A 24,409-nucleotide genomic window follows, 5' to 3' on the forward strand; every position below is an offset into this window, starting at 1 on the left:
GCCGCTGCGACTTGCCCGCGAAGAGGTCGGTACAGGCAACCAATAACCTTTACCCCTTGCGCGGACTCAGTATCAGCAAGGTAATCACCCCCGCCACGATCCCCCAGAACGCCGAGCCGATCGAGAACAGCGTCAGCCCCGAGGCCGTCACCATGAAGGTGATCAGCGCCGCCTCACGCTCCCGTGCCTCGCTCATCGCCACGGTCAACCCGTTCATGATCGAGCCGAACAGCGCCAGCGCCGCGATCGACAGCACCAGCTCCTTTGGCAGCGCCGCGAACAGCGCCGCCAAGGTCGCGCCGAACACCCCGGCGATGCCATAGAAGATTCCACACCAGAGCGCCGCGGTATAGCGCTTGGCCGGGTCTTCATGGGCATGCGGGCCGGTGCAGATCGCCGCGCTGATGGCTGCCAGGTTGACCCCGTGCGAACCGAAGGGTGCCAGCAGCAGCGAGGCGAAACCGGTCGCCGAGATCAGCGGCGAGGCCGGCACCTGGTAGCCGTCGGCGCGCAGCACGGCAACGCCGGGCATGTTCTGCGAGGTCATCGCCACCACGAACAGCGGGATGCCGATGCTGATGGTCGCTGCCAACGAGAAGCTCGGCGTGGTCCAGACCGGTTTTGCCACCTCCAGATTGAAGTGGCTGAAGTCCAGCAGCCCCAGCATGCCGGACAGCGTCGTGCCGACCACCAGCGCGGCCAGCACGCAATAGCGCGGCGACAGGCGCTTGACCAGCAGGTAGCTGAAGAACATGCCCAGTACCAGCAGAGTGCGATGCTGGGCGGCGACGAAGATTTCGCTGCCGATCTTGAACAGGATCCCAGCCAGCAAGGCCGACGCCAGCGACGCCGGAATACGCCGCACCAGGCGCTCGAAACTGCCGGTCAAGCCGCAGACCAGCACCAGCACGGCGCAGGTGATGTAAGCGCCGATGGCTTCGCCATAGCTGACACCGCCAAGGCTGGTGATCAGCAACGCTGCGCCCGGCGTCGACCAGGCCACGGTGATCGGGGTGCGGTAGCGCAGTGACAGGCCGATGCTGCACACCGCCATGCCGATCGACAGGGCCCATATCCACGAGGAAATCTGCGCGGTGGTCAACCCGGCGGCCTGGCCAGCCTGGAACATCAGCACCAGGGAGCTGGTATAGCCGGTCAGCATGGCGATGAAACCGGCGACCACCGCTGATGGGGCGCTGTCCGCCAGTGGGCGCAGACGCGTGGAAGTGGCGTCGGTCATGGGGCATTCCTTGTTCATGTAAGCAGTTTTTTCAGATTAACGCGGGCGAATCGGAAGCTTGCCATACAGCAGTCATTGCTTTTAGCCGTACAGTCCCCAACTATTGGGCGCTGACCTGCAACTGCACAGGAGGGGAGGGGCGATGTACAAGGTTTATGGGGATTACCAGTCGGGCAACTGCTACAAGATCAAGTTGATGCTGAATCTTCTGGGGCGCCCATATGAGTGGCACTCGGTGGACATTCTCAAAGGCGAAACCGAGACCCCCGAGTTTCTGGCCAGAAACCCCAATGGCAAGGTACCGGTGCTGGAGCTCGAAGACGGTACTTGCCTGTGGGAATCCAACGCGATCCTCAACTTCCTCGCCGATGGCAGCGAGTTCCTGCCGGCCGAGCCGCGCTTGCGCACCCAGGTGCTGCAATGGCAGTTCTTCGAACAGTACAGCCATGAGCCTTACATCGCCGTGGCGCGTTTCATCCAGTTCTACCTGGGGTTGCCGGACGAGCGCCTCGAGGAATATCGCAAGTTGCACAAGGGTGGCTACAAGGCCCTCAAGGTGATGGAGCGTCAGTTGCAGATGACGCCGTACCTGGTGGGCGAGCAGTATTCGATCGCTGATGTGGCGTTGTATGCCTACACCCACGTGGCGCAGCAGGGTGGATTCGACCTGGCCGAGTATCCGGGGGTGAGGGCCTGGCTGGAGCGGGTTGCCAGCCATCCGCGGCATGTGCCGATGGTGGATTGATCGGCCTGGCAGCGGCGCAGCCCTTGTGGCGGCCGCTGCAGGCCAGGCTCAGACCGACCCGAAGCGCTTTTCCAGATAGCCGATGATGTCCTTGGATTCATACATCCAGGTCACCTTGCCGTCCTCTTCGATACGCAGGCACGGCACCTTTACCCGGCCGCCGCCTTCCTGCAGCGCCTGGCGGTGTTGCGGGTCGTTCTTCGCATCGCGCAGTGCCACCGGCACGTTGAGGCGGTGCAGGGCACGGCGGGTCTTGACGCAGAACGGGCAGGCGTGGAACTGGTACAGCGCCAGCCCCTTGGCCTGCTGCTCGACCTGGACCTGGGCGGCGGCGTCGCGCTTGCGTTTGGCCGGGCGGCTGATCCAGTCGCCGAACACGATGAGCTGGCCGAGGCCGACTCGCAGGGCTTTGACGATCATGGGCAACTCCTGATCTGTGGTGCACAACGGAAAATAAAAAGCCGACCCCGAGGGGTCGGCTTCGCGCAGAGTCCGATCACTTGATCAGGCTGAGGAATTCACTGCGGGTGGCGGCGTTCTCGCGGAACTCGCCAAGCATCACCGAAGTGATCATGCTCGAGTTCTGTTTCTCGACGCCGCGCATCATCATGCACATGTGCTTGGCTTCGATGACCACCGCAACGCCTGCGGCGCCGGTAACCTTCTCCACGGCCTCGGCGATCTGGCGGCTGAGGTTTTCCTGGATCTGCAGGCGACGTGCGTACATGTCGACGATCCGTGCCACCTTGGACAGCCCCAGCACCTTGCCCTTGGGCAGGTAGGCCACATGGGCCTTGCCGATGAACGGCAGCATGTGGTGTTCGCACATCGAATAGAGCTCGATGTCCCGGACCAGCACCATCTCGCTGTTGTCCGAAGTGAACAGCGCACCGTTGGTGACTTCTTCCAGGGTTTGTTCATAACCGCGGCAAAGGTACTTCATGGCCTTTGCGGCCCGCTTGGGCGTGTCGAGCAGGCCCTCACGGGAGACGTCCTCGCCGATCTGGCTGAGGATCTCGGTGTAGTTCTGTTCCAGGGACATGGATCTACCTGTGGGAAAAAACGCAAAAACGAAGGTTACGGCGGCAAACGCGGCGCTGCAAGCATGATGTCATTCGTCGCGACCGTCGAGCATGGTCCGCTTGAGCATCACGTACAAGGCGCCGGTGCCGCCATGACGGGCCTGACAAGAGACGAAACCGAGCACCTGCGGGTGCTGGCGCAGCCAGGTGTTGACGTGGCTCTTGATCATCGGGCGCTTGCCGTCGATACGCGCAGCCTTGCCATGGGTGACCCGCACGCAGCGCACTTCCAGCTTGGTGGCTTCGGCGATGAAGTCCCACAGCGTTTCGCGCGCGCGTTCAACGGTCATGCCGTGCAGGTCGAGGCTGCCCTCGAAGGCGATCTGGCCGAGCTTGAGCTTGCGGATCTGGCTTTCCTGCACGCCGTCGCGGCGCCACATCAGCTCGTCTTCGGCGCCAACGTCGATGACGAACTGGTCCGACATGCCATCGACTACCAGCGGCTGGTCGCTGCGCACGGTCGCAGCCTGGCGCAGGCCGGCCAATTGCTTGCGGTCAGCCTTGGGCTTGCCGACTTCGGCGCGGTCGTGCGCGATGGGCTTGACGCCCCGCACCTCGCTGCGGAAGAGGGAAAAGTCGTCGTCTTGCATGTGTGCCTCCACGTGGGCGGCGTATTCTACGCGATCGCCCACGCGTCGTCAGCACCGCTGCGGCCAACGCTCAATCATGCTTTTTCATCAAGTGCGGCGACAGGTTCAGCTCCCGTCCACGGCGCAGGCGAATGCGGCTGCGCCGCCAGAAGCGCACTCCCAGGTACAGCATCAGCAGCCCGACCACAGCGAGGATGGCCGACAAGGGACGGTTGGCGTTGAGTTCGGCCAGGGCCTGGTAGTTGCCCAGCAGCCCGGCGATACCGGCCATGGCCAGGAGAATGCCCAAGGTGGCGAGCAGGGCGGACAGGCCGGCAGCCAGGCGCGCGCCCCAGTTGCCCGGCTCGTGCGGGCGCAGGCGCCTGGCATCGAAACTGCCTTTGAGCTTCATTCCGTGTTCCTCTGTAGGTATCCGGAATCAGACCTGTGCTCGCCCTTCGGGTTCCGCCCGGCTGCCGGGCGGTTGCGCAGTCAGATCAGGCTGGCGGTCGGGGCGACACAGGCAAAGTTGTCGGCCATCACGGCCATCTCGCACTGGTGGATCTGCGCGGCCGGGATGACCGTATCCTTGAGCGCCAGGTCACGGGTGGCCGAGGCGTCTTCCACCAGAGTGCAGCGATAACCATAGTCCTTGGCGCGGCGCACCGTGGTGCTGACGCTGGAGTGGCTCATGAAACCGCAGACGATCAGGTCCAGGTGGCCGAGCTCCTGCAGCGTCTCGTGCAGCTTGGTGTTCTTGAAGGCGTTGGGCATGCGCTTCTCGATGACGATTTCATCGCCTTGCGGCTCGAGGCCCGGAATGAATTCGCCGGCCGGCCCCTGTGGGTCGAAGCGGCCACCGACGGTGCCGAGGTGGCGGACATGGATGATCGGACGGCCGGCCTTGCGGGCAGCCTCGAGCAACTTGGCAATGTTCGCCACGGCCTCGTCCATGCCCGACAGCGCCAGCGGACCGCTCAGGTACTCCTTTTGCGCGTCGATGACGATCAGGCTGGCTTGGCTCAGCCTGGCCGGCGGGTAGTCGCGGCCGGTGAGGCGGAACATCGTGGTTGGAACGGACATCAAGGGCTCCTTGGAAGGGCTTTTATCCCTCTATTCTCCCTTGCCTCGGCGCCAATGTGAATGGTTGACAACGCAGACGGCATGATTACTGGCCTGTGGCTATCCGAACGGGAACCGGTGGAACATTTCAGCCGGGGGACTGTTAGACTTTCGCACAGTCTGAAAAGGAGTACTCCGTGATCACATCCCGCCTGCGCACCCTGCGCGACCACATCCGCTGGGCGGTCAGCCGCTTCCATGAGCACGAGCTGTTCTTCGGCCATGGCGCCGACAACGCCTGGGACGAGGCCCGCCTGCTGGTGCTCGGTGCCGTGCACTTGCCCTGGGAGGTGGCCGACAGCTACCTGGACTGCCAGCTGGAGGATGACGAGCGGGTGCGCCTGCAGCACTTGCTCAAGCGACGCATCGAGGAGCGGGTGCCGACCGCCTACCTGCTGGGCGAGGCGTGGTTCTGTGGCATGTCGTTCATCGTCGACGAACGCGTACTGATACCGCGCTCCCCGATCGGCGAATTGATCGAGAAGCGCTTTGAGCCGTGGCTGGCCAGCGAGCCGGCGCGGATCCTCGACCTGTGCACCGGCTCCGGCTGCATCGGTATCGTTGCCGCCGATGTGTTCCAGGAGGCCGAGGTGGTACTGGCCGACCTGTCCTTCGACGCACTCGAAGTGGCCAATCAGAATATCGAGCGCCACGGCCTCGACCAGCGGGTGTTCACCGTGCAGGGCGATGGTTTCGCCGGGCTGCCTGGGCAGCGTTTCGACCTGATCCTGTCCAATCCGCCTTATGTCGACGCCGAGGATTTCGCCGACATGCCCACCGAATACCACCACGAGCCGGAGCTTGGCCTGGCCTGTGGCAACGACGGTCTGGACCTGGTGCGACGCATGCTTGCCGAAGCCGCTGATCACCTGACCGAGAAGGGCTTGTTGATCGTCGAGGTGGGCAACAGCCAGGTGCATGTCGAAGCCCTCTACCCGGAGGTGGACTTCGCCTGGCTGGAGTTCGAGCGCGGTGGCCACGGCGTGTTCATGCTCACGGCGCAACAGTGCCGGGACCACCAGGAGCTGTTTGCTTCGCGAGTATGAGGCTTCGGTCGCGGGGCAGGCCCCCGCGATCCGGCGTCAGCGGGTGGCGATCCAGATCAGCAGGCCGGCCTGGAACACCGCAAAGGCCACCAGGCAGGTGATGGTGAAGCGCAGGCCGCTGTCCTCGCGGCGGTACTTGGCCACACGCTCGTCACGCTCGCGCAGTTGCGCTTCCTTCTCCTGCAGTTTCTGCTCGGCCTGCTGCAGCATGGTCGCCGCTTCGAGCATGTCGACGCGCTGCACCTTCTCGCTGCTCCAGAGGCTCTTGAGCTGGCCAACCGGGGTCTCGACGGTTCGGGCCTTGAGCATCTGGCCGTCGGCATATTCCACTTCCAGCCCTACGCTGCGCAGCACATGGTCGCGGCGCAGGCGCGAGTCTTCGTTGAGGGCATCCTTGCTCGGCAGGGCCATGCCCTCGACCTGATAGTGCGACCACTTGCGCTGCAGCCATTGTACGGCCTGGGCCAGCAAGTAACGGCCCAGCCCACGGTTGAGTGGTTCCAGTTGCAGGCCGGCTTCGTCGCCGATGCGCACCACACGGTGTTCATGGTCGACCCGCACGTCGAGGCGGTTCTGCTCCTTGCGTACCTTCTGGCCTGGCAGCAGGATTTCCATGCGCAGCAGGCTGTTGGCCTTGTCGTGGCGCTCGGCGTAGCCGAATTGCACGAAGCGCAGCGGTCGCGCGCCGCTGTTGCGATCGGTGGGCAGCGGCGCCAGGCGCAGCAGTTGAAAGTGTTCAGCGGCCAGGTCGGCCCAGGGCAGCGGTGCGCTCTCTGGGGGTTGTTCTTCGGTCGCCTCGGCGGCGGGGGCATCGGTCATCAGGGCAATCCTCAAGTGCACGGGCCGGTTGATGCCATGCGCGGGCGCGCAACGGTCGCTGCGCGATAAGGCTCTTTGGCATCACCGCCTCTTGCCATGCGTTATCGGCAGCACCGGGCAAGACCTGAGGGGTAAAAGTGTCAGGCGGACTGCAAGCGGTGGATGAAGGCGACGATCCGCTCGCCCAGCTCATGAGCCAGGGGCAGGTCAGGATTGCTGTAACTGTCGCGTTGCTCGCTCATCGCCCGCGGGCTGATGCGCAGCATATGGTTCATGCCGTCGATCAGCACCAATTCCGCGTCCGGCTTGGCGGCTTTCAGGCGCTTGGCGTCGTCGACCTCGACCTGTACGTCATTGCGGCCCTGGACGATCAGCGCCGGCACCTGCAGACGCGAGAAGGCCGTGGCCGGGTCCTGGCGGAACAGTGAGATCAGGTAGGGCTGCACCGTAGGTCGAAACACCTCGCGCAAGGGCGTGGGCACATCCAGGCTGGTCTGGCCGGCCTGGAGGCGGTCGAGCAGGCTGTTGCCGCGGGCCAGTTGCGCCGCAGACAGCCGCTGGGCCAGTTGTTCACGCAGCACGTCGGCGATGGGGCGGCCGCTGCCGGCCAGGGTGATCACCGCGCTGGCGCCGGCCTCATTGGCGGCGAGGCTGGCGATCAGCGCGCCTTCGCTGTGGCCGATCAGGATCACCGGGCCGAAGCGTGGGTCGGCTTGCAGCTTGTGCGCCCAGGCCATGACATCGGCGACATAGCCTTCGACGCTCAGGTCGCGTTCGTCGGGCGCTGCGGGCTGGCTGGCGGCGACCCCGCGCTTGTCGTAGCGCACGCTGGCGATGTGCTCGTTGGCGAGCAGTTGGGCCAGGCGCTTTAGGTTGTCGATGCGCCCGGATGCCGGGTTGTTGCCATCGCGGTCGGTCGGGCCGGAGCCGGCGATGATCAGCGCCACCGGCGGCGGGGTATCCTGCAGCGGCAGCAGCAGGCTGCCGTGCAGCACGCCATGACCAGTGTCCAGGTCGATGGGATGCTTGAGCACGGTAGGGGCGGCGGCCTGGGCCAGGCTTGCGCAGAACAGCAAGAGCAGGGCGACGATGCGCATCTTCGGATACTGCATGGGGAGATGTTCGGTTGGACCTGGAGCGCGAACGAAGGTTCTCGCGATTTTTTTCGCAAAGCTGCGGCTTTCCGTATACTGGCGGCCTCTTTCAAGTTCAGGCTGATTTTCGCGGAGCGTCCATGTCCGGCAATACCTACGGCAAGCTGTTCACCGTCACCACCGCAGGCGAAAGCCATGGCCCCGCGCTGGTCGCCATCGTCGACGGCTGCCCGCCGGGCCTGGAAATCTCGCTGGCCGACCTGCAGCACGACCTGGATCGTCGCAAGCCCGGTACCAGCCGGCACACCACCCAGCGCCAGGAAGCCGACGAAGTCGAAATCCTCTCCGGGGTGTTCGAAGGTCGCACCACCGGTTGCTCGATTGGTCTGCTGATCCGCAACACCGACCAGAAGTCCAAGGACTACTCGGCGATCAAGGACCTGTTCCGCCCGGCCCACGCCGACTACACCTACCACCACAAGTACGGCATCCGCGATTACCGTGGCGGTGGCCGCAGCTCGGCGCGGGAAACCGCCATGCGCGTGGCCGCCGGTGCCATCGCCAAGAAGTTCCTGGCCACCCAGGGCATTCGCGTGCGCGGCTACATGAGCCAGTTGGGCCCGATCGAAATCCCCTTAAAGACCTGGGACAGCGTCGAGCAGAACGCCTTCTTCAGCCCCGACCCGGACAAGGTCCCTGAGCTTGAGGCGTACATGGACCAACTGCGCCGCGACCAGGATTCGGTCGGCGCGAAGATCACCGTGGTCGCCGAGGGCGTGATGCCGGGCCTGGGCGAGCCGATCTTCGACCGCCTCGACGCCGAACTGGCCCACGCGCTGATGAGCATCAACGCGGTCAAGGGCGTGGAGATCGGCGCAGGGTTCGCCAGCATCGCCCAGCGCGGCAGCGAGCACCGCGACGAGCTCACCCCGGAAGGCTTCCTCAGCAATAACGCCGGCGGCATCCTCGGCGGTATTTCGTCGGGTCAGCCGATCGTTGCCCATCTGGCGCTCAAGCCCACTTCGAGCATTACCGTGCCGGGCCGCTCGATCGACGTCGATGGCAACCCGGTCGACGTCGTCACCAAGGGCCGTCATGACCCGTGCGTGGGCATTCGCGCCACGCCGATCGCCGAGGCGATGATGGCCATCGTGCTGATGGACCACCTGCTGCGCCAGCGTGCGCAGAATGCCGATGTGAAGGTCGACACCCCGGTGCTGGGCCAGCTCTGATTCAGCCAGACCCGGCCTCTTCGCGGACGTGCCCGCGAAGAGGCCGGTAAAGGTCCCCACAAGGCCCACCCATGCACCCCATCCCCTACTGGCGTCTGTCCAGCTTCTACCTCTGCTACTTCGCCTTGCTCGGTGCCACCGCACCTTTCCTGGCCCTGTACTTCGATCACCTGGGTTTTCCCCCGGCACGCATCGGCGAGCTGGTGGCGATCCCCATGCTCATGCGTTGCATCGCTCCCAACCTGTGGGGCTGGCTGGGTGATCGCAGCGGGCGGCGCCTGCTGATCGTGCGCCTGGGAGCGTTGTGCACGCTGGCGACCTTTTCCCTGATCTTCTTCGCCAAGAGCTACGCCTGGCTGGCGCTGGTCATGGCCCTGCACGCGTTCTTCTGGCATGCGGTGCTGCCGCAGTTCGAAGTGATCACCCTGGCGCACCTGCATGGACAGACCTCGCGCTACAGCCAGGTCCGGCTATGGGGTTCGATCGGTTTCATCCTCACTGTGGTCGGGTTGGGGCGGTTGTTCGAATGGTTGAGCCTGGACGTCTACCCGCTGGCGATGGTCAGCATCATGGCCGGCATCGTCATCGCCAGCCTGTGGGTGCCCAATGCCCAGCCTGTCGAGCATGCCGAACGGCGCGCGGCGGGGGGCTTTCTCAAGCAGTTGGCGGCACCGGGAGTGCTGGCGTTCTATATCTGCGTGGCGCTGATGCAGCTCAGCCACGGTCCGTACTACACCTTCCTGACCCTGCACCTGGAACACCTGGGCTACAGCCGCGGCGCCATCGGCCTGCTGTGGGCGCTCGGGGTGGTCGCCGAGGTGCTGATGTTCATGCTGATGAGCCGGATCTTCGCGCGCTTCCCGGTGCGCAGTGTGCTGTTGGTGAGCTTCTTGCTGGCCTCGTTGCGCTGGCTGCTGCTGGGCAGCCTTGCCGATATCCCGGCAGTGCTGATCCTCGCCCAGTTGCTGCATGCAGCCACCTTCGGTTGCTTCCACGCCGCCTCCATCGCCTTCGTCCAGTCCAGCTTCGGCGCACGCCAGCAGGGGCAGGGCCAGGCGCTGTATGCGGCGCTGTCCGGCACCGGTGGCGCGCTGGGCGCGCTCTATTCGGGCTATAGCTGGAAACTGCTCGGCCCGCAGTTCACCTTTGGTATGGCCAGCGTCGCAGCGCTGGCTGCAGCCGTTATCATTGCCCTTCGTTCGCAACAGACCAGGAACAGCCCCTGATGAGCATTCTCAGCGTTTTTCATTCCAGCAGCCCGCAGCTGGCGCACAAGGTGCTGACCCACCATGAAGACATTGCCGCTACCCTGGCCGAGCAGGGCGTGCAATTTGCACGACACGAGCACGGACTGCGTATTCGTCCGGGCAGCGCCGAGGCACAGGTGCGCGAAGAGGCCGCTGGCTTGATCGACACACTGATGACCGCGCACGGTTGCAAGGGATTGATGCTGCTGAACCGCGACGGCGATCAGCTGGCCGAGGTCGATCTGCGTGATGAGCACGCGCATGACGCCGTCGAGGTATTTGCCGTGGTGAGCGGGCGAGGCCAGATCAGCCTGCGCCTGGGTGAGCAGGTGTTTGCGCTGCTGTGCGAGAAGGGCGATGTGCTGGTTGTGCCTGCGCAGACCCGTCGCTGGATCGACCTGGGCGATACACCGTTCTGTCTGGCCTTGCGCTTGTTCGGCAACGAGCAGGGCATCACCATGACTGGCGACGAGCAGGCACGACAGTTTGTGGGGATGAGCGAGCTGTAATAGATCGCGGGGCAATCCTCTTCCCACAGAATCCCTTCGTGGAAGGAGGATTGCCCCGCGAAACGGGCGGCACTGTCAACGATAGGTTGGCAGGGCGAAACGTTGCTGGCTCTGCAGCATGGAGATCACCGGCAGCTCGCTGGCCTGCTCGGCCAGGTCGCGGCGAATGGCGCTGATGGCCCAGGACAGCTGTTCGGCGCTGTGCAGTTGCGCATAGGACAGCACGCGGCGAGTCACGGTGCCGTCGGCGGCGCGCAGGGTCAGCAGGATGCCGCCGTCCGGACGGGACTTGGTGTCGACCTGATAGGCCGCGAAGACCGAGACGAATTTTTCCTGGATGAGGTCCATATCAACTCCTGACGTGTAGGTTTGCAGACGTGAGTTGATGGTTGCAGTGACCGTGCCAGGCCTTAAGTAAAAATAAAATCCTTTAAAAACAACAATTTAGGTTAATTCAAGGAGTCGCCTGCCGTGCATTGTGCATGGTCGTGCATTTTGCACAGTGCATTTTGCAAGGTCATAGAGCCTGCCTCTCGGTCCCATAGAATCTGAACCTTTGCCGCTCGACGATGGCCTGACACAAAATTGGGCCATCACACTTGCCAGGAGGTTCCAGATGTCCGACCAACAGCCCACCGCCATGACCGAAGAAGAATCCGCAGCCTTCGCCGAAGAAGTGTTCGAGCGCGCCCGTCGTGGCGATGCCACCATGCTCGAGCGTCTGCTGGACGGTGGCCTGCCGGCCAACCTGCGCAACCACAAGGGCGACACCTTGCTGATGCTGGCGAGCTACCACGGTCATCACGAGGCGGTGAAAGTGCTGCTGGCCCATGGCGCGGACCCCATGATCGCCAACGACAATGGTCAGTTGCCGATAGCCGGTGCAGCCTTCAAGGGCGACCTGGCGATGATCCGGTTGTTCATCGAACACGGGGTGCCGGTGGACGCGGCGGCGGGCGATGGCCGTACGGCATTGATGCTGGCAGCGATGTTCAACCGCAGCGAAATCCTCGTCTATCTCCTGGCCCAGGGCGCTGATCCGGCGCGCCAGGATGCACGTGGCGCCACCGCACTGGTCGCAGCGCAGACCATGGGTGCCAGCGAAGCAGCCGCTCGCCTGCAGGCGCTGGCAGGCTGACACCTCGGGGGGTATCCTTGGCGCCTTTTTCGCCAATCGCCAAGCAGGGCCCCCCATGAAAAACCAGTTGCTCGAATTCATCAGCCTCATCGGCGCCGGTTGCCTGCGCGAGGCTGACATCGAGCGTATCGCCGACGAGGCCGCCCAGGCCTACGCCGACCCTGCCGCTTTTCTTGCGGCCAATCCAGACATCAACTACGACGACAGTTTCCCGATCCCACTGGGCGAATGGGTAGTGCTCGGCAGTCTGCCGGACACCGTGGTGTTCCAGGCCGACAGCTACCAGGACCTGTTCCAGGCGATCACCGATTCGTTCGACAAGAGCGTGCCATTCACCCTCAAGCCCAAGCAACTGGCGCGCACCGAGCCGCTGACCGCGCTCAACCGCATCCAGGTGCAGATGGGTGCACTGAACAAGGAAGCGGGCGGCTATGTGCTGCTGAACTTCAGCCAGTTGCTCGATGACGAGCTGCAGATGGTGATGGTCGGTCAGCAGGACCTGGCGCGCGCGCTGGAGCTGAGCGCCGAGTTGGGCATCAAGGTGGAACCGGCGTTGGAGGCCTTGAAGGTCGCCGTGCACGTCTGACGCTGTGATTGTGTGTTGCAGGGGCGGCGAACGCCGCCCCCATGGGGCTCCTGTAGATCAGCCCAGCGCGGTGTCGAGGAACATCATCACCGCAAAGCCGCCCATCAGGCCCAGGGTTGCCGAGGTCTGGTGACCGTTGCGATGGGTTTCCGGAATCACCTCGTGCGACACGACGAAGATCATCGCGCCCGCTGCCAGGCCCATGCTGATCGGGTAGGCGAGGGCGAAGCCGGTGGAGATGCCCAGGCCTATCACTGCCCCCAGCGGCTCCATCAGGCCAGAGCCGATCGCCACCAGCGCGGCCTTGAAGTTCGACAGTCCTGTGGCGCGCAGGGCCATGGCCACGGCCAGGCCTTCGGGAATGTCCTGGATCGCGATGGCGCTGGTCAGCGGCAGGCCGATGCTCATGTCACCGTTGGTGAAACTCACGCCGATGGCCATGCCCTCGGGCAGGTTGTGCAGGGTGATGGCGAGCACGAACAGCCACACCCGGCTGATTCGTTCAGCGTCCGGCCCACAAGGGCCAGTGCTCTCGTGCTCGTGTGGGGTGAAGCGGTCCAGGCCGAGCATCAGCAGCACGCCCAGGCCCATGCCCAGCACGACGACGCCCGCAGCGGCGGGGCCGTTGCCGGTGATTTCCCGTGCGGCATCCAGACCCGGCAGGATCAGCGAGAACGAGCTGGCGGCGAGCATCATGCCGGCAGCGAAACCCAGCATCACATCCTGGCTGCGCGCACTGACATCGCGCAGCACCACGGCCAGCACCGCGCCCAGGGCCGTGGCGCCGAAGCCCGACAGCCCACCCAGCACCGCCAGGTGCAGGTTCTGCGAATGATCGCCGTTGACGGCATTCCACAGGCTGGCCAGCAGCAGGAAGACGATCGCCAGCAGGCTCAAGCCAAGGCCTGCACTGAGCCAGGGGGTACTCAGCGCTTGCTGGCGCCAGGCATGGATGAGTGAAGGAGGGGCGGCGCTGTGGCTGTGGGCGGGTGGCATGGGAACCTCGAAAGCGATGGATGACAGCAGTCTATCCAGTGACCTGCCAGCCCGGCCAAGGATTCCCTTCTATCGCGCCGATAGCGGACTATGCTCAGCCACAGGAACGTTCACGCAGGAGCTGCAGCATGGGATCTACCTTCAACGGCCTGGTCGGGCTGATCATTCTTGCCCTGGATATCTGGGCGATCATCAACGTGCTGAAAAGTGGCAGCGAGGTAGGCATCAAGATCCTGTGGATTCTGCTCATCTTGCTGTTGCCGGTGCTGGGCCTGATCATCTGGGCAATTGCAGGGCCACGGGGTAACGTGCGCCTCTGACCGTTCATCGTGACAAAATTTTCACACGGCATTAACCAAACTCCGCGCCGCACATTTAATGTATAGGCCCTTGCCGGCGATTGTCCGGCACAGGACTGCGAGGCCGCGTCAGCGCCTTTCCCAACCCCGAAATCCTAGGATCTTCCCATTCATGGCTAACACGGATGCCTTGAAGCAACGGGCCGCGTCGGCACCGTTCTCGCCGACCCTCAAATCGCACCTCGCCTACACCTTGCTCAGCGGCCTGCTGATCATGCTGATGCTCAGCCTGGTGCGCCTGGCGCTGCTGATCTACAACAGCGACATGATCGGCGACACCCCGTACTCCACGGTGGCCGAAGGCTTCCTCAACGGCCTGCGCTTCGACCTGCGGGTGGTGGTGTACCTGAGCATTCCGCTACTGCTGGCCCTTAACAGCCCCTGGGCCATGGCGCGGCGCGGCTTGTTCCGTTTCTGGTTGACCGTCAGCTCCAGCGTCGTGATGTTCCTTGGCCTGATGGAGCTGGATTTCTACCGTGAATTTCACCAGCGCCTGAATGGCCTGGTCTTCCAGTACATCAAGGAAGACCCCAAGACCGTCATGAGCATGCTCTGGTACGGCTTCCCGGTGGTTCGCTACCTGCTGGCGTGGCTGTTCGGCACCTGGCTGCTGAGCCTGCTGTTCAAGGGTATCGACCGCCTGACCCGTGGTGGCCAGGGCAGCGGCCAGATCGTCGCTCAGCGCCGTGTCGCACCCTGGTACGCCCGCCTGGCGGTGTTCATGGTCATCCTGGTGGTGGCGGTGGTCGCCGCCCGCGGCACCCTGCGCCAGGGCCCACCCATGCGCTGGGGTGATGCCTTCACCACCGACTCCAACTTCGTCAACCAGCTGGGCCTGAACGGCACCTTGACGCTGATCGACGCCGCCAAGAGCCGCTTCGGTGAAGACCGCGCCAATATCTGGAAACCGGTACTGGAAACCGGAGTCGCCCAGCAAAGTGTGCGTGACCTGCTGCTGACCCCCAACGACACGCTGGTCGATGCCGACCAGGCGGCCATCCGCCGAGACTTCGTGCCGCCGGCCGGCAACACCTTGCCGATCAAGAACGTGGTGGTGATCCTCATGGAGAGCTTCGCCGGTCACTCGGTGGGCGCCCTGGGCAGCCCGAACAACATCACCCCGTACTTCGACAAGCTGGCCAAGGAGGGGCTGTTGTTCGACCGCTTCTTCTCCAACGGTACCCACACCCACCAGGGCATGTTCGCCACCATGGCGTGCTTCCCCAACCTGCCGGGCTTCGAGTACCTGATGCAGACCCCAGAGGGCGGACACAAGCTCTCGGGCCTGCCGGCACTGCTCAGCGCCCGCGACTACGATGATGTCTACGTCTACAACGGCGACTTCGCCTGGGACAACCAGTCCGGGTTCTTCGGCAACCAGGGCATGACCACCTTCATCGGCCGCAACGACTTCGTCAATCCGGTGTTCTCCGACCCGACCTGGGGTGTTTCGGACCAGGACATGTTCGACCGTGCCAATCAGGAGCTGGCCCACAACTACGGCAAGAAACCGTTCTACGCCTTGCTCCAGACCCTCTCCAACCACACCCCGTACGCCTTGCCCAAGGACCTGCCGGTGGAGAAGGTCACCGGCCAAGGCCGCCTGGATGAGCACCTGACCGCCATGCGTTACTCCGACTGGGCGTTGGGGCAGTTCTTCGAGAAGGCGCGCAAGGAGCCCTACTTCAAGGAGACCCTGTTCGTGATCGTCGGCGACCACGGTTTCGGTAACCACCAACAGGTCACCGAGCTGGATCTGGGCCGTTTCAACGTGCCGCTGCTGCTGATCGCCCCGGGTATCCAGGACAAGTTCGGTGCGGTCAACCATACCGTTGGCACCCAGGTCGATATCGTGCCGACCATCATGGGGCGCCTGGGTGGCGACACCCGTCACCAGTGCTGGGGTCGTGACCTGCTCAACCTGCCGGCCGGTGACCAGGGCGTAGGCATGATCAAGCCATCGGGCAGCGAGCAGATCGTTGGCCTGGTGCAGGGTGATCACATCCTCATCGAGTCCAAGGACATGACGCCACGGATGTATCGCTACCAGCTGGGGCGTGAGTTCAAGGCCGAACTGATCGAAAGTCCGGACCAGCCGGAAATGCTCAAGAAGCTCGAGGCCTATATCCAGACCGCGACCAAGAGTCTGCTGGACAACACCGCCGGTGTGGTTCACGGCAAGCCTGAGTAACGGCTACCCGTGTGCAGAAGCCCGCCGATGATGGCGGGCTTTTTCATTTGCGGCCTCTGTCATCGCTTGCTGAAGAAATCTTCATCTCCATCTCTCAGCCACTCTGAACATCAGCCTTTGTGTATGGTCAGCTAAGTACGGATATCACTGACCGTTGTGCTTCCAAGAGGGTCGATCAATGAAAGAGTGGGAAGTCATCTTTGCTGATCAGAAAGGTGTACCGCAGTCCCTGCTGCTCAAAAGCGAGCATCTGCCCAGTGAAGAGGATGCGGCGCGGGCCATCCGCTCCAAGCTGTTTCCGCTCATGGATGAACTGGACCTCAACGATTTCCAGGACCGAAAGCCTTCCCCTACCGCGCTGTGGCTCAAGGAGCAGAACGGCGTGATCATCACCACCATTCACGAAGCGCCCTGAACGGGGCAACTGGCAAGGTGCCGTCATCCGCACTACGCTGGACAGAGGCGTTGGTCTTCTGCGGGTCTACGCCGTTTTCATTCGCGTCTTGCATCAGCTCGAACTGCCAGGCCCCTTGCGGGCTGCCGGCAGGTGCGTAGTGCACGGAAAGTCTATCCCTTGGGTTTTTCAGGAGGACGTTTCATGAGCAGCCAGAACGAAGACATCAGCAGCAGCGTGCTTCGCCAGATGAAAGCGGGTGGTTTCGACTTCACCCAGATCCATCCCATCGAGTTCTATGCCACTTTTCCAGACGAAGTCGGGGCACGCCGGGCCGCGGGGCAATTCCGCGGGGAGTCGATCAATGCCCAGGTACGCGAGCGCGATGACGGCGCCTGGCACCTGGAACTAAGCAAGGTCATGTACGCCACCTACCGAGGGATCGGGGCTTTCGAGGAGGCCTTCGAGGCGGTGATCTCACCGCTGGGAGGAGAGGTCGAGGGCTGGGGCGTCAAACAGGAAAGACCCATCGCCTGACGCGTTCGGGGCTGCATTGCGGCCCCGCGCATTCCTCTCAAGGTCGCCGCTTGGCCATGTGCCCGAGGTAGGCGATCAGCGCATCGAGCTCCTGCTCGCTCAACACATCCTTCGAGAACCCCGGCATGCGAGCCTGCGGCCACTGCCTGAGGCTCTGCGGGTCGCGAATGTACAGGCGCAGGTAACCCGGCTGGAAGTACTCGGTGGGATTGTGCGGCAGGTTCAGGTCTGGTCCGAACTGGGCATCCCCCGCACCGTTGAGGCGATGACAGGCCAGGCAGTTCTGCTGGAACAGTGCAAAACCCTGGCGTATCGGGTCTTGCGCGGGGAGTTCGGGCGCAGGCAGCAGGGCAGGGAAACGCTCGGCGACCGGCGCCAGGCGGCGGATGCTGGCGATCTGGTAGGGCCATTGCTCGGGACGGATGCCGCTGGCTTGCGGGTTGGTCCAGACCAGGTAGAAAGGGCCGGCACCGGGTTTGTCCTGGGCCAGCGCTGGCCACGGCTGGCGCGGATCTTCCACCGCCACCCAGGCCCGTGCCGGACCTTCCTGCAGCAACTGCGCAGCGGGCATCTCCGCGGCAAAGCCATCCAGTGCCACCGCTTGCAGGTGATCGCCCGGCTTCACTCCTTCGAGCAGGGTGGCCAGTGGCACGGCGCGGTAATGCATGGGGCGTTTGTAGGCGACATCCTGGGGGATGTCGATAGCACGCGCCTGCGGGTGTTCGAGCAATTGCTCGGATTGCCATTGGCGTTGACCGTTACCCAGCTCCAGCGTCAATTGCGCGGCTGCCAGCGGCAGGCTGACCAGCAGCAACAGCAAACTCAGGCAATGACGCATGAACGATCTCCAACCCTGAAAGGTCGGCAGATTACTCCTGCGCAGCCTGTGAATGCCACCGCTGCCGTCAGCCGAACAAGCGTGTCAGGTTCGGCAGGATCAGCAGCAACGTGGTGGCGAAGAGTATGAGTCCGGCTTGGCGTACTTTCGATTGTCTGAACATGGCGGACCGCCTTCTTGTTGTTATTCCTGAATAGCCTTTGGCTTCCTTGTCTTGCGTCGGGTCGATCACTGTGGCGTATGAAACGCAGGCCTTGCGTGCCTCTTGCGTGGATATCTACACCCAACAGTAGGGCGAACACCGGGCCTGTTTGAGAACCCTTTGTTCTAAGCGTGACAGCAGGCATTTCCGAACGTTATGAGGCCACTGGCCATTTAGCTGGCATGCTCTGACTAGACACATCGTGGAGGCTGCGCGGGCAGGGCCTGCAAGGTGACCGTTCGTCAGTGCACACCTCTTGCTTGTACGTGTCTTTCGCGTCAGTCTCTACATCAGATTCCACCACATGTCGTTCAGGACTATCCCTATGTCGTTACGCATCTGCATCCTTGAAACCGATGTCCTGCGACCGGAGTTGACCGCGCAGTACCAGGGCTACGGAAGGATGTTCGAGCAGCTGTTCTCGCGTCAGCCGATCGCCGCCGAGTTTCGCGTCTACAACGTGATGAACGGCGAGTACCCACCCGAAGGTGAAACCTTCGATGCCTACCTTGTGACCGGCAGCAAGGCCGACTCGTTCGGTTCCGATCCCTGGATTCAGACCCTCAAGGCCTACCTGCTCAAGCTCTATGAGCGGGGCGAGAAGCTGCTGGGTGTCTGTTTTGGTCACCAGTTGCTGGCGTTGGTGTTGGGTGGCAAGGCCGAGCGCGCCGACCGCGGTTGGGGGCTGGGTATCCACCGCTACAGCCTGGCGGCCCATGCGCCGTGGATGGATCCTGAAGTGACCGAGCTGACCCTGCTGATCAGCCACCAGGACCAGGTGACCGCGTTGCCTGAAGGCGCGACCCTGATCGCCTCCAGCGATTTCTGCCCGAATGCGGCCTATCACGTGGGTGACCAGGTGCTGTGCTTCCAGGGGCATCCGGAGTTTGTCCACGACTATTCCCGTGCGCTGCTCGATGCGCGTCAGGACGTTCTGGGGGATGAGGTGTATCACAAGGCGGTGGCGAGCCTTGCCACCGAGCACCAGGGCGATCTGGTGGGCGAGTGGATGATGCGGTTCGTCAAGCAACCGCGCAAGGGCAAGCAGAGCGCTGCCTGAGCCTGCCACTGCATCGTTCTTTTCGCGGGGTTGTCGGGGCACCGAACCGCCGCGAAAAGAACGACCCGGTACTCAGCCGGTTACAACCATCCCGAGCGCTTGAAGCTCGCGTACAGCCCCGCACATCCCGCCCCGATCACCCCCAGCACCGCAAAATAGCCGTAGTGCCAGCCCAGCTCCGGCATGTTCTGGAAGTTCATCCCGTAGATCCCGGCAATGGCCGTGGGGAAGGCGAGTATCGCCGCCCAGGCAGCGAACTTGCGCTGCACGATGCTCTGGCGTGACGACTCCAGCAGCATGCCGATCTCGATGGTCTGGCTGGCGATGTCGCGTATGCCGACAAGGTCTTCCATCTGCCGTGTGACGTGGATCTGCACGTCGCGAAAGTACGGGCGCATATTCTTGTCGATGAAAGGGAAGCTCAGGCGCTGCAGTTCTTCGCCGATCTCCACCATCGGCGCCACGTAGCGGCGCAGCCGCAGGATGTCGCGACGCAAGCTGTGCAGGCGGCGGATGTCCTGCTCTTGCAGCGAGCCGCTGAGCACGCTTTGCTCCAGCTCCTCGATCTCGCCATGGATCGCCTCGCTGACGGGCTGGTAGTTTTCGGTGACGAAGTCGAGCAGGGCGTAGAGCACGAAGTCCTCGCCGTGCTCGAGCAGCAGCGGCCGCGCTTCACAGCGTTGGCGCACCAGGGCGTAGGATTTCGAATGACCGTTGCGGCAGGTGATGATGTAGCCGTTGCCCGCAAAAATGTGGGTCTCGATGAACTCCAGCTTGCCCTCATGGCGCACCGGCGAATAGGTGACGATGAACAGCGCATCGCCGAAGGTTTCGAGCTTGGGGCGGCTGTGTTTCTCGAGGGCGTCCTCGATGGCCAGTTCGTGCAGGCCGAACTGGCGTTGCAGGTTGGCCAGCTCCTGGGCGTTGGGCTCTTCCAGGCCGATCCAGACGAAGTGCCCGGGCTTGCGTGCCCATTCGCTGCCTTCATCCAGGCTGATGTTGGTGACCTTTCTCCCGGCGCTGTACACCGCCGCTGCGACGACTCGACCCATGGTTGCCTGCTTCTTCGGTTGGACACCTCGACAGCTTGGGCCGTGCTGCGGCGCAGAGCAAGCTGGCGGCTCAGGCGTGCGGCAATTCCCGCTCCATGCGGTCGATGCACTGCTGCATCTGCAGGCGGCATTGCTCCATCAGCGCGGGCACGTCCTGCTGGCCCAGGCCATGGGTGGCGATCGGCGGCAACGAGCGGACGATCACCGTGCGCCGTCGCCAGCTGTTGAGGCTCAGGCGCCTGGAGTAGCGGCTGACGCACACCGGCACGATCGGCACGCCGGCCTCGACTGCCATGTGGAACGCGCCTTTCTTGAACGCCAGCAGCTGTTCCGCCGGGTTGCGCGTGCCTTCGGGGAAGATCCAGATCGAGGTGTCATCGCGCAGGATCCGTGTGGTCAGTTGCATCGCCTTGCGCGCCTGGTAGGCATTCTTGCGGTCCACCAGCACGTTGCCGCCGAGCCAGAACAATTGGCCGAACAACGGAATCCAGCCCAGGCTCTTCTTGCCGATGGCGACCGTACGCCGTGGAACCACCTGGCCGAGGATGAACAGGTCGTAGTTGGATTGATGATTGGCAACGATCACGCAGCCGGGCGGCTGGTCCCACAAGGGGCCGACTTCGGCCTTGACCCGGATGCGCATGAACCAGGCTGCCGGCACGCTGTAGAGGCGGGCGAACAGGCGGCTGTTATCGGGGTTGAAGGGGCGGCACAGGCCGATGACCAGGCCGACGGCGCCGACCAGCAGGAAGTGCAGCGCCAGAAGGAGCATGCGAAGCATATAGAGCATGATACGGCTCACACCAGACAGTCGCGGCGCAGTGTACGATCGTGCACTGGTCAGGGCAAACCGGCGAACAGAGCCCGGTCGCGTCATGGCTTGCCGGAGCGGCGCGCGGCGGCTCCAGCAAGCCTGGTTTCAGCCCATGTGCCCCTTGTCGGCCTCGATCGCCTTGTCGAGCGTCTCCAGCAGCGCCTTGCGCACTTTGCGCTTGGTGTTCTTGTGCGCCAGCATGTTCAGTTTCTTCAGCTCCCGCGCCGCGCTCAGCGCCGTTTCCTGCAGTTGCTCGGCCGGCACCACCTTGTCGAGGAACCCGGCCACCACCGCCCCGTGCGGGTCGAACACTTCGGCATTGTTCACCGAGCGCTGGAAGGTCGAGCGGGTCAGGCGGTCGCGGGCCAGTTCGATTCCGGCATGGTGCATGGTCATGCCGATCTGGACCTCGTTCAGGCAGATCTTGTACGGGCCTTCGACACCGATGCGGTAGTCGGCCGACAGCAGCAGGAACGCGCCTTTGGCCACGGCATTGCCGGGGCAGGCGACGATCACCGGGAAAGGGTGCGAGAGCAGGCGGCGGGCCAGGGTGGAGCCGGCGGTGACCAGGTCGATAGCCTCTTTGGGGCCGGCGGTCATCACCTTGAGATCGTAGCCGCCGGAAAGAATGCCTGGCTGGCCGGTGATGATCACCACGGCACGTTCTTCCTCGGCGCGGTCCAGTGCTGCGTTGAAGGCGGTGATGACGTCCGGCGAGATCGCGTTGACCTTGCCGTTGTTCAGGGTCAGGGTGGCGATGCCGTCTTCGGCGTGGTAGGTAATCAACTCGCTCATGACAGAGTCCTTTGGGTGGCGTGGCGATGACGTTACCCAGCGGCGCAGGCCAGGTAAAGCGCCAAGGCTGACTGGCCAGTCAGCCTGCGTCACCGACCCCGTGTGGTGCCGGGGCAGGCGCCAGGAATGCGGAAAAAGCGCAGGCCAGATTGGCAGCATCGCCCTGGCTGGCCGGGTTTTTCCGGGGTGAGGCTTAAGCGCATGAAAATTCTGAAAAAAATGCTTGCCAAAGAAAGGGTCTTCTACTAAATTAGCGCGCCTCGACAGGCTGAATAGCTTGAAGAGATCCGGTGAAGTGTCCGAGTGGTCGAAGGAGCACGCCTGGAAAGTGTGTATACGAGAAATCGTATCAAGGGTTCAAATCCCTTCTTCACCGCCACATTCCACGAGAAACCCCTGAATCGAAAGGTTCAGGGGTTTTTTGTTTGCGTGAAATCCGGCTTGGCTGGCTCGCCCGCGATTACCGACTCAACCGGTGCTCGCAGGCGGGCGATATCTTCAGAAACTGACCGAAGCCGACAGTCGTGCCGTGCGCGGTGCCCCCTGGAACAGATAGTTGTCCCCCAGATAGTCCCCCACGTCACGCCAGTAGCGCTTGTCGAAGACGTTGTCGACCGTCAGGCGCAGCACGGTGTCGTAGTCACCGATGCGGGTGCGGTAGCGGCTGCCGATATCGAATAACGTGTAGCCACCCACCTCGACGTTACCCGCTTGGCTTGCGTACTTGCTGGCGCTGTAGCGTGCACCGCCGAGCAGTGCCAGGCCCGGCACCGGGAGGTTGTATTCGGCCTGCAGCGCCGCGCGCAGGCGGGGCACGTTGATCGCCTGGTGGCCCTCGTAGACGTCGGTGCCGCTGTTCTGCACCCGGGCGCGGATCGCGGCGGCGCTGGCGTGCAGTTGCAGGTTGGACGTCACCCAGCCGCTGGCGCCCAGCTCCAGGCCGGTGTTCTTCTGTTGGCCTTGCTGCACATAGATCGGGGCCGTGCCGTCCTGTGGGCGGGCGTACTGGTAGGCCTGGCGGATCTGGAACAGCGCGGCGCTCAGGCTCATGCCTTTCCAGTCGCGCTTGATGCCCACTTCCAGTTGGCGCGACAGGGTCGGAGCGAGGATTTCGTAGCGATTGCTGGCGAACCAAGGCGCGGTGCCGCCCGCCGACAGGCCTTTGGACCAGCTGGCGTACAGCGTGGTGTCCGCTTGCGGTTTGTAGACCAGGGCGGCGTTGGGCAGCAACTGGTACTGGCGGGTATGGCGATCCGGTGTACCGGTTTCGTCCCAGGTCTTTTCGTCCAGGCGCACTTCGCGGGCGCCGAGTACGGTCTGCCATTGCTCGTTGAAGCTGATGCGGTCGCTGACGAACAGGCCGTACTGGCGGCTGTCCAGGCGGCGTTCGCTGTGGCCGATCGGTTTGTCGGACGGATCCAGCGCTGGTGCACCGGTGTAGATATTTCCGCTGCCCAACCATTCGTTGTAGTACGGACGCTGATCGAGGGTCCGACGCTGCGCGCTGCTGCCGACCGTCAGCTCGTGCTGCACGCCCAAGGCGTCGAAGCGCCCTTCGAGGGTGGCCTGCAGTTCGTCGATGCGTCGTGTGTCATCGGGGCTGCGGAAATCGTAGATGTCGTAGTCGCCATTGCTGCCGAAGAACGCACCCTCGCTGGAGCCCCAGGCGAACGCACTGTAGTCGTCGATCACCACCTTGCTGCGCGAAGCGCTGAGGGCGCCGGTCCAGGCTTCGTCGAAACGGTACTCGAAGCGCCCGCCCAGGTTCAGCGAGTCGTTCGTCACAGGCTTGGCCCAATGCTGGTAGGCCAGGCGGTCGTCCGGGTCGATGCCGTGGGGAACCTGGGTGCCGCCCAGCAGCTGGTAGCCGGGCACCGAGCGCTGTTCGCGGTGCTGGTACTCGGCATCGAGTTGCAGGGTGGCATCGGGGTTGATCTGCCAGTCGAATGCCAGCGAGGCGAAGTCGCGCTTGCCGTCGGCGTGGTCGACGTAGGAACGGATGTCTTCATGCGCGAGGTTGGCGCGCAGGCCGAACTGTTTCTCGCTGCCGAACCAGCCGCCGAGGTCGGTGGCCAGGTAGCGTTCGCCCTGCTCGTTGGTCGAGACAGTGACACTGCGTACGTCCTCGGCGCGCTTGGTCACATAGTTGACCAGCCCGCCGGGCTCCGATACGCCGCTCTGCAACCCCGACAGCCCCTTGAGCAATTCGACCTGCTGCTTGTTCTCCAGCGCCACGTTCTGCTCGCCGGCGATGGTCTGGCCATTGATCCGGTAGCTGCTGGCGGCATTGAGCTCGAAGCCGCGCACGTTGAAGTTCTCGTAGTAGCCGATGGGGGCGTAGCTTTCGCCGACCGAGGCATCGCTTTGCAGCACTTCGCTGAGCGTGCGCACCTGGCGGTCGTCGAGCAACTGGCGGCTGAATACGCTGACCGAGGCCGGGGTGTCGAGCAGTGGCGCGGCATGCCAGCCGCCGACCTGGGCTTCACCAGGTTGATAGCCGTCGTCGCTGCGCTCGGTGACCTGCAAGGGGGCGAGGGTCACGCGTTCATCGGCCAGAGCATGGCCAGCATGCAGCGCAAGGCCCAGGCCAAGCAGGCCGAGGGGCAGGCGGGGGCGAAGCGGGGTCATGCAAGGCTCCTTGGAAAACGGACGCGCCGGTATGCTCCGGCTATTGTCGGTGAGGCGGTTGGCAAAGGGGGCGCAATGGTAGCAGGGGTGTCAGGGGCTGTGCGGTGTTCTTTT

27 protein-coding genes and 1 tRNA gene are annotated in these 24,409 nt (G+C 63.6%); 13 read left to right on the forward strand and 15 right to left on the reverse strand.

The features are described from left to right. Positions 1-49: 49 nt before the first annotated feature. Entirely contained in the window at positions 50-1,240 is a 1,191-nt protein-coding gene (locus tag HU729_RS18680) for a benzoate/H(+) symporter BenE family transporter (RefSeq protein ID WP_186666568.1), read from the reverse strand. A gap of 142 nt (positions 1,241-1,382) precedes the next feature. On the opposite strand from HU729_RS18680, the gene HU729_RS18685 reads away from it, so the two are divergent. Next, positions 1,383-1,985 carry a glutathione S-transferase family protein gene (locus HU729_RS18685; RefSeq protein WP_186711214.1) on the forward strand — a complete coding sequence of 201 codons (603 nt, stop codon included), beginning with the start codon at positions 1,383-1,385 and terminating at the stop codon, positions 1,983-1,985. Positions 1,986-2,033: 48 nt separating this feature from the next. On the opposite strand, the gene HU729_RS18690 is transcribed toward HU729_RS18685, so the two are convergent. The 5 genes from HU729_RS18690 to HU729_RS18710 form a co-directional block, all read right to left on the reverse strand. Further along, complete coding sequence (locus tag HU729_RS18690) at positions 2,034-2,405, reverse strand: glutaredoxin (protein ID WP_186711216.1); 372 nt, start codon at positions 2,403-2,405, stop codon at positions 2,034-2,036. Positions 2,406-2,481: 76 nt separating this feature from the next. Further along, positions 2,482-3,027 (reverse strand): GTP cyclohydrolase I FolE, encoded by a 546-nt coding sequence (gene folE, locus HU729_RS18695; RefSeq protein WP_054891992.1) that lies wholly within the window; start codon positions 3,025-3,027, stop codon positions 2,482-2,484. Positions 3,028-3,096: 69 nt separating this feature from the next. Then, entirely contained in the window at positions 3,097-3,657 is a 561-nt protein-coding gene (locus HU729_RS18700) for a Smr/MutS family protein (RefSeq protein ID WP_054891991.1), read from the reverse strand. 70 nt (positions 3,658-3,727) lie between these two features. After that, a complete protein-coding gene (locus HU729_RS18705) occupies positions 3,728-4,048 on the reverse strand; it encodes a hypothetical protein (protein WP_186666563.1) in 321 nt (106 codons plus the stop codon). 80 nt (positions 4,049-4,128) lie between these two features. Next, positions 4,129-4,719, reverse strand: a complete 591-nt coding sequence (locus tag HU729_RS18710; protein ID WP_125931680.1) for a cysteine hydrolase family protein — start codon at positions 4,717-4,719, stop codon at positions 4,129-4,131. Between the two features lie 176 nt (positions 4,720-4,895). Between HU729_RS18710 and prmB the strand changes: the two genes are divergently transcribed. Then, the gene (gene prmB, locus HU729_RS18715) at positions 4,896-5,804 is read left to right on the forward strand and encodes a 50S ribosomal protein L3 N(5)-glutamine methyltransferase (RefSeq protein ID WP_065862117.1); all 909 of its coding nucleotides are present in this window, start codon (positions 4,896-4,898) and stop codon (positions 5,802-5,804) included. Between the two features lie 36 nt (positions 5,805-5,840). Here the strand turns inward: prmB and HU729_RS18720 are convergent, their stop codons facing one another. Both HU729_RS18720 and HU729_RS18725 read right to left on the reverse strand, forming a co-directional pair. Beyond that, complete coding sequence (locus HU729_RS18720) at positions 5,841-6,623, reverse strand: hypothetical protein (RefSeq protein WP_186666562.1); 783 nt, start codon at positions 6,621-6,623, stop codon at positions 5,841-5,843. A 140-nt stretch (positions 6,624-6,763) separates the two neighbouring features. Next, positions 6,764-7,735: an alpha/beta fold hydrolase gene (locus tag HU729_RS18725; protein WP_238348404.1), complete on the reverse strand. Its 972-nt coding sequence runs from the start codon at positions 7,733-7,735 to the stop codon at positions 6,764-6,766. A 122-nt stretch (positions 7,736-7,857) separates the two neighbouring features. Here HU729_RS18725 and aroC point away from each other — a divergent pair, with 122 nt between their 5' ends. The 3 genes from aroC (at position 7,858) to HU729_RS18740 (ending at position 10,705) form a co-directional block, all read left to right on the forward strand. Then, complete coding sequence (gene aroC / locus HU729_RS18730; RefSeq protein WP_186711222.1) at positions 7,858-8,949, forward strand: chorismate synthase; 1,092 nt, start codon at positions 7,858-7,860, stop codon at positions 8,947-8,949. A 71-nt stretch (positions 8,950-9,020) separates the two neighbouring features. Beyond that, a complete protein-coding gene (locus tag HU729_RS18735; protein WP_186666560.1) occupies positions 9,021-10,175 on the forward strand; it encodes an MFS transporter in 1,155 nt (384 codons plus the stop codon). Then, complete coding sequence (locus HU729_RS18740) at positions 10,175-10,705, forward strand: oxidase (RefSeq protein ID WP_186711223.1); 531 nt, start codon at positions 10,175-10,177, stop codon at positions 10,703-10,705. Before HU729_RS18735 ends, HU729_RS18740 begins: the two co-directional genes overlap by 1 nt. A 75-nt stretch (positions 10,706-10,780) precedes the next feature. Here HU729_RS18740 and HU729_RS18745 read toward each other — a convergent pair whose 3' ends face one another. Then, complete coding sequence (locus HU729_RS18745; RefSeq protein WP_186666558.1) at positions 10,781-11,053, reverse strand: DUF3509 domain-containing protein; 273 nt, start codon at positions 11,051-11,053, stop codon at positions 10,781-10,783. 268 nt (positions 11,054-11,321) lie between these two features. On the opposite strand from HU729_RS18745, the gene HU729_RS18750 reads away from it, so the two are divergent. Next, a complete protein-coding gene (locus tag HU729_RS18750) occupies positions 11,322-11,843 on the forward strand; it encodes an ankyrin repeat domain-containing protein (protein ID WP_186711224.1) in 522 nt (173 codons plus the stop codon). Between the two features lie 55 nt (positions 11,844-11,898). Next, entirely contained in the window at positions 11,899-12,429 is a 531-nt protein-coding gene (locus HU729_RS18755) for a hypothetical protein (protein WP_186711225.1), read from the forward strand. Between the two features lie 57 nt (positions 12,430-12,486). Here HU729_RS18755 and HU729_RS18760 read toward each other — a convergent pair whose 3' ends face one another. Next, positions 12,487-13,425 carry a ZIP family metal transporter gene (locus HU729_RS18760; RefSeq protein WP_186666551.1) on the reverse strand — a complete coding sequence of 313 codons (939 nt, stop codon included), beginning with the start codon at positions 13,423-13,425 and terminating at the stop codon, positions 12,487-12,489. A 128-nt stretch (positions 13,426-13,553) separates the two neighbouring features. On the opposite strand from HU729_RS18760, the gene HU729_RS18765 reads away from it, so the two are divergent. The 4 genes from HU729_RS18765 (at position 13,554) to HU729_RS18780 (ending at position 16,906) form a co-directional block, all read left to right on the forward strand. Next, entirely contained in the window at positions 13,554-13,745 is a 192-nt protein-coding gene (locus HU729_RS18765; RefSeq protein WP_186711226.1) for a PLDc N-terminal domain-containing protein, read from the forward strand. A gap of 151 nt (positions 13,746-13,896) precedes the next feature. Then, positions 13,897-15,975, forward strand: coding sequence for an LTA synthase family protein (locus HU729_RS18770; protein ID WP_186666547.1), 2,079 nt, complete (start codon positions 13,897-13,899; stop codon positions 15,973-15,975). Between the two features lie 178 nt (positions 15,976-16,153). Further along, positions 16,154-16,390 carry a hypothetical protein gene (locus tag HU729_RS18775; RefSeq protein ID WP_125931685.1) on the forward strand — a complete coding sequence of 79 codons (237 nt, stop codon included), beginning with the start codon at positions 16,154-16,156 and terminating at the stop codon, positions 16,388-16,390. 183 nt (positions 16,391-16,573) lie between these two features. Beyond that, on the forward strand, positions 16,574-16,906 hold the full coding sequence (locus HU729_RS18780) for a ribonuclease E inhibitor RraB (protein ID WP_186666546.1): 333 nt from the start codon (positions 16,574-16,576) through the stop codon (positions 16,904-16,906). Between the two features lie 37 nt (positions 16,907-16,943). On the opposite strand, the gene HU729_RS18785 is transcribed toward HU729_RS18780, so the two are convergent. Further along, on the reverse strand, positions 16,944-17,744 hold the full coding sequence (locus tag HU729_RS18785) for a cytochrome c (protein WP_186711227.1): 801 nt from the start codon (positions 17,742-17,744) through the stop codon (positions 16,944-16,946). Positions 17,745-18,271: 527 nt separating this feature from the next. On the opposite strand from HU729_RS18785, the gene HU729_RS18790 reads away from it, so the two are divergent. Next, the gene (locus tag HU729_RS18790) at positions 18,272-19,006 is read left to right on the forward strand and encodes an amidotransferase (protein ID WP_186666542.1); all 735 of its coding nucleotides are present in this window, start codon (positions 18,272-18,274) and stop codon (positions 19,004-19,006) included. A gap of 80 nt (positions 19,007-19,086) precedes the next feature. Here HU729_RS18790 and HU729_RS18795 read toward each other — a convergent pair whose 3' ends face one another. The 3 genes from HU729_RS18795 to HU729_RS18805 form a co-directional block, all read right to left on the reverse strand. Then, positions 19,087-20,058 (reverse strand): magnesium and cobalt transport protein CorA, encoded by a 972-nt coding sequence (locus tag HU729_RS18795; protein WP_054891973.1) that lies wholly within the window; start codon positions 20,056-20,058, stop codon positions 19,087-19,089. Positions 20,059-20,128: 70 nt separating this feature from the next. Beyond that, positions 20,129-20,848 (reverse strand): lysophospholipid acyltransferase family protein, encoded by a 720-nt coding sequence (locus HU729_RS18800; RefSeq protein WP_186711228.1) that lies wholly within the window; start codon positions 20,846-20,848, stop codon positions 20,129-20,131. Positions 20,849-20,977: 129 nt separating this feature from the next. Further along, on the reverse strand, positions 20,978-21,667 hold the full coding sequence (locus tag HU729_RS18805; RefSeq protein ID WP_054891971.1) for a crotonase/enoyl-CoA hydratase family protein: 690 nt from the start codon (positions 21,665-21,667) through the stop codon (positions 20,978-20,980). A 289-nt stretch (positions 21,668-21,956) separates the two neighbouring features. Between HU729_RS18805 and HU729_RS18810 the strand changes: the two genes are divergently transcribed. Then, positions 21,957-22,046: transfer RNA gene (locus HU729_RS18810), tRNA-Ser, on the forward strand. A gap of 119 nt (positions 22,047-22,165) precedes the next feature. On the opposite strand, the gene HU729_RS18815 is transcribed toward HU729_RS18810, so the two are convergent. Then, positions 22,166-24,295: a TonB-dependent siderophore receptor gene (locus tag HU729_RS18815; RefSeq protein ID WP_186711229.1), complete on the reverse strand. Its 2,130-nt coding sequence runs from the start codon at positions 24,293-24,295 to the stop codon at positions 22,166-22,168. Between the last annotated feature and the right edge of the window lie 114 nt (positions 24,296-24,409).

Source organism: Pseudomonas sp. RW10S2 (assembly GCF_014268985.1).
GTDB lineage: Bacteria > Pseudomonadota > Gammaproteobacteria > Pseudomonadales > Pseudomonadaceae > Aquipseudomonas > Aquipseudomonas wayambapalatensis.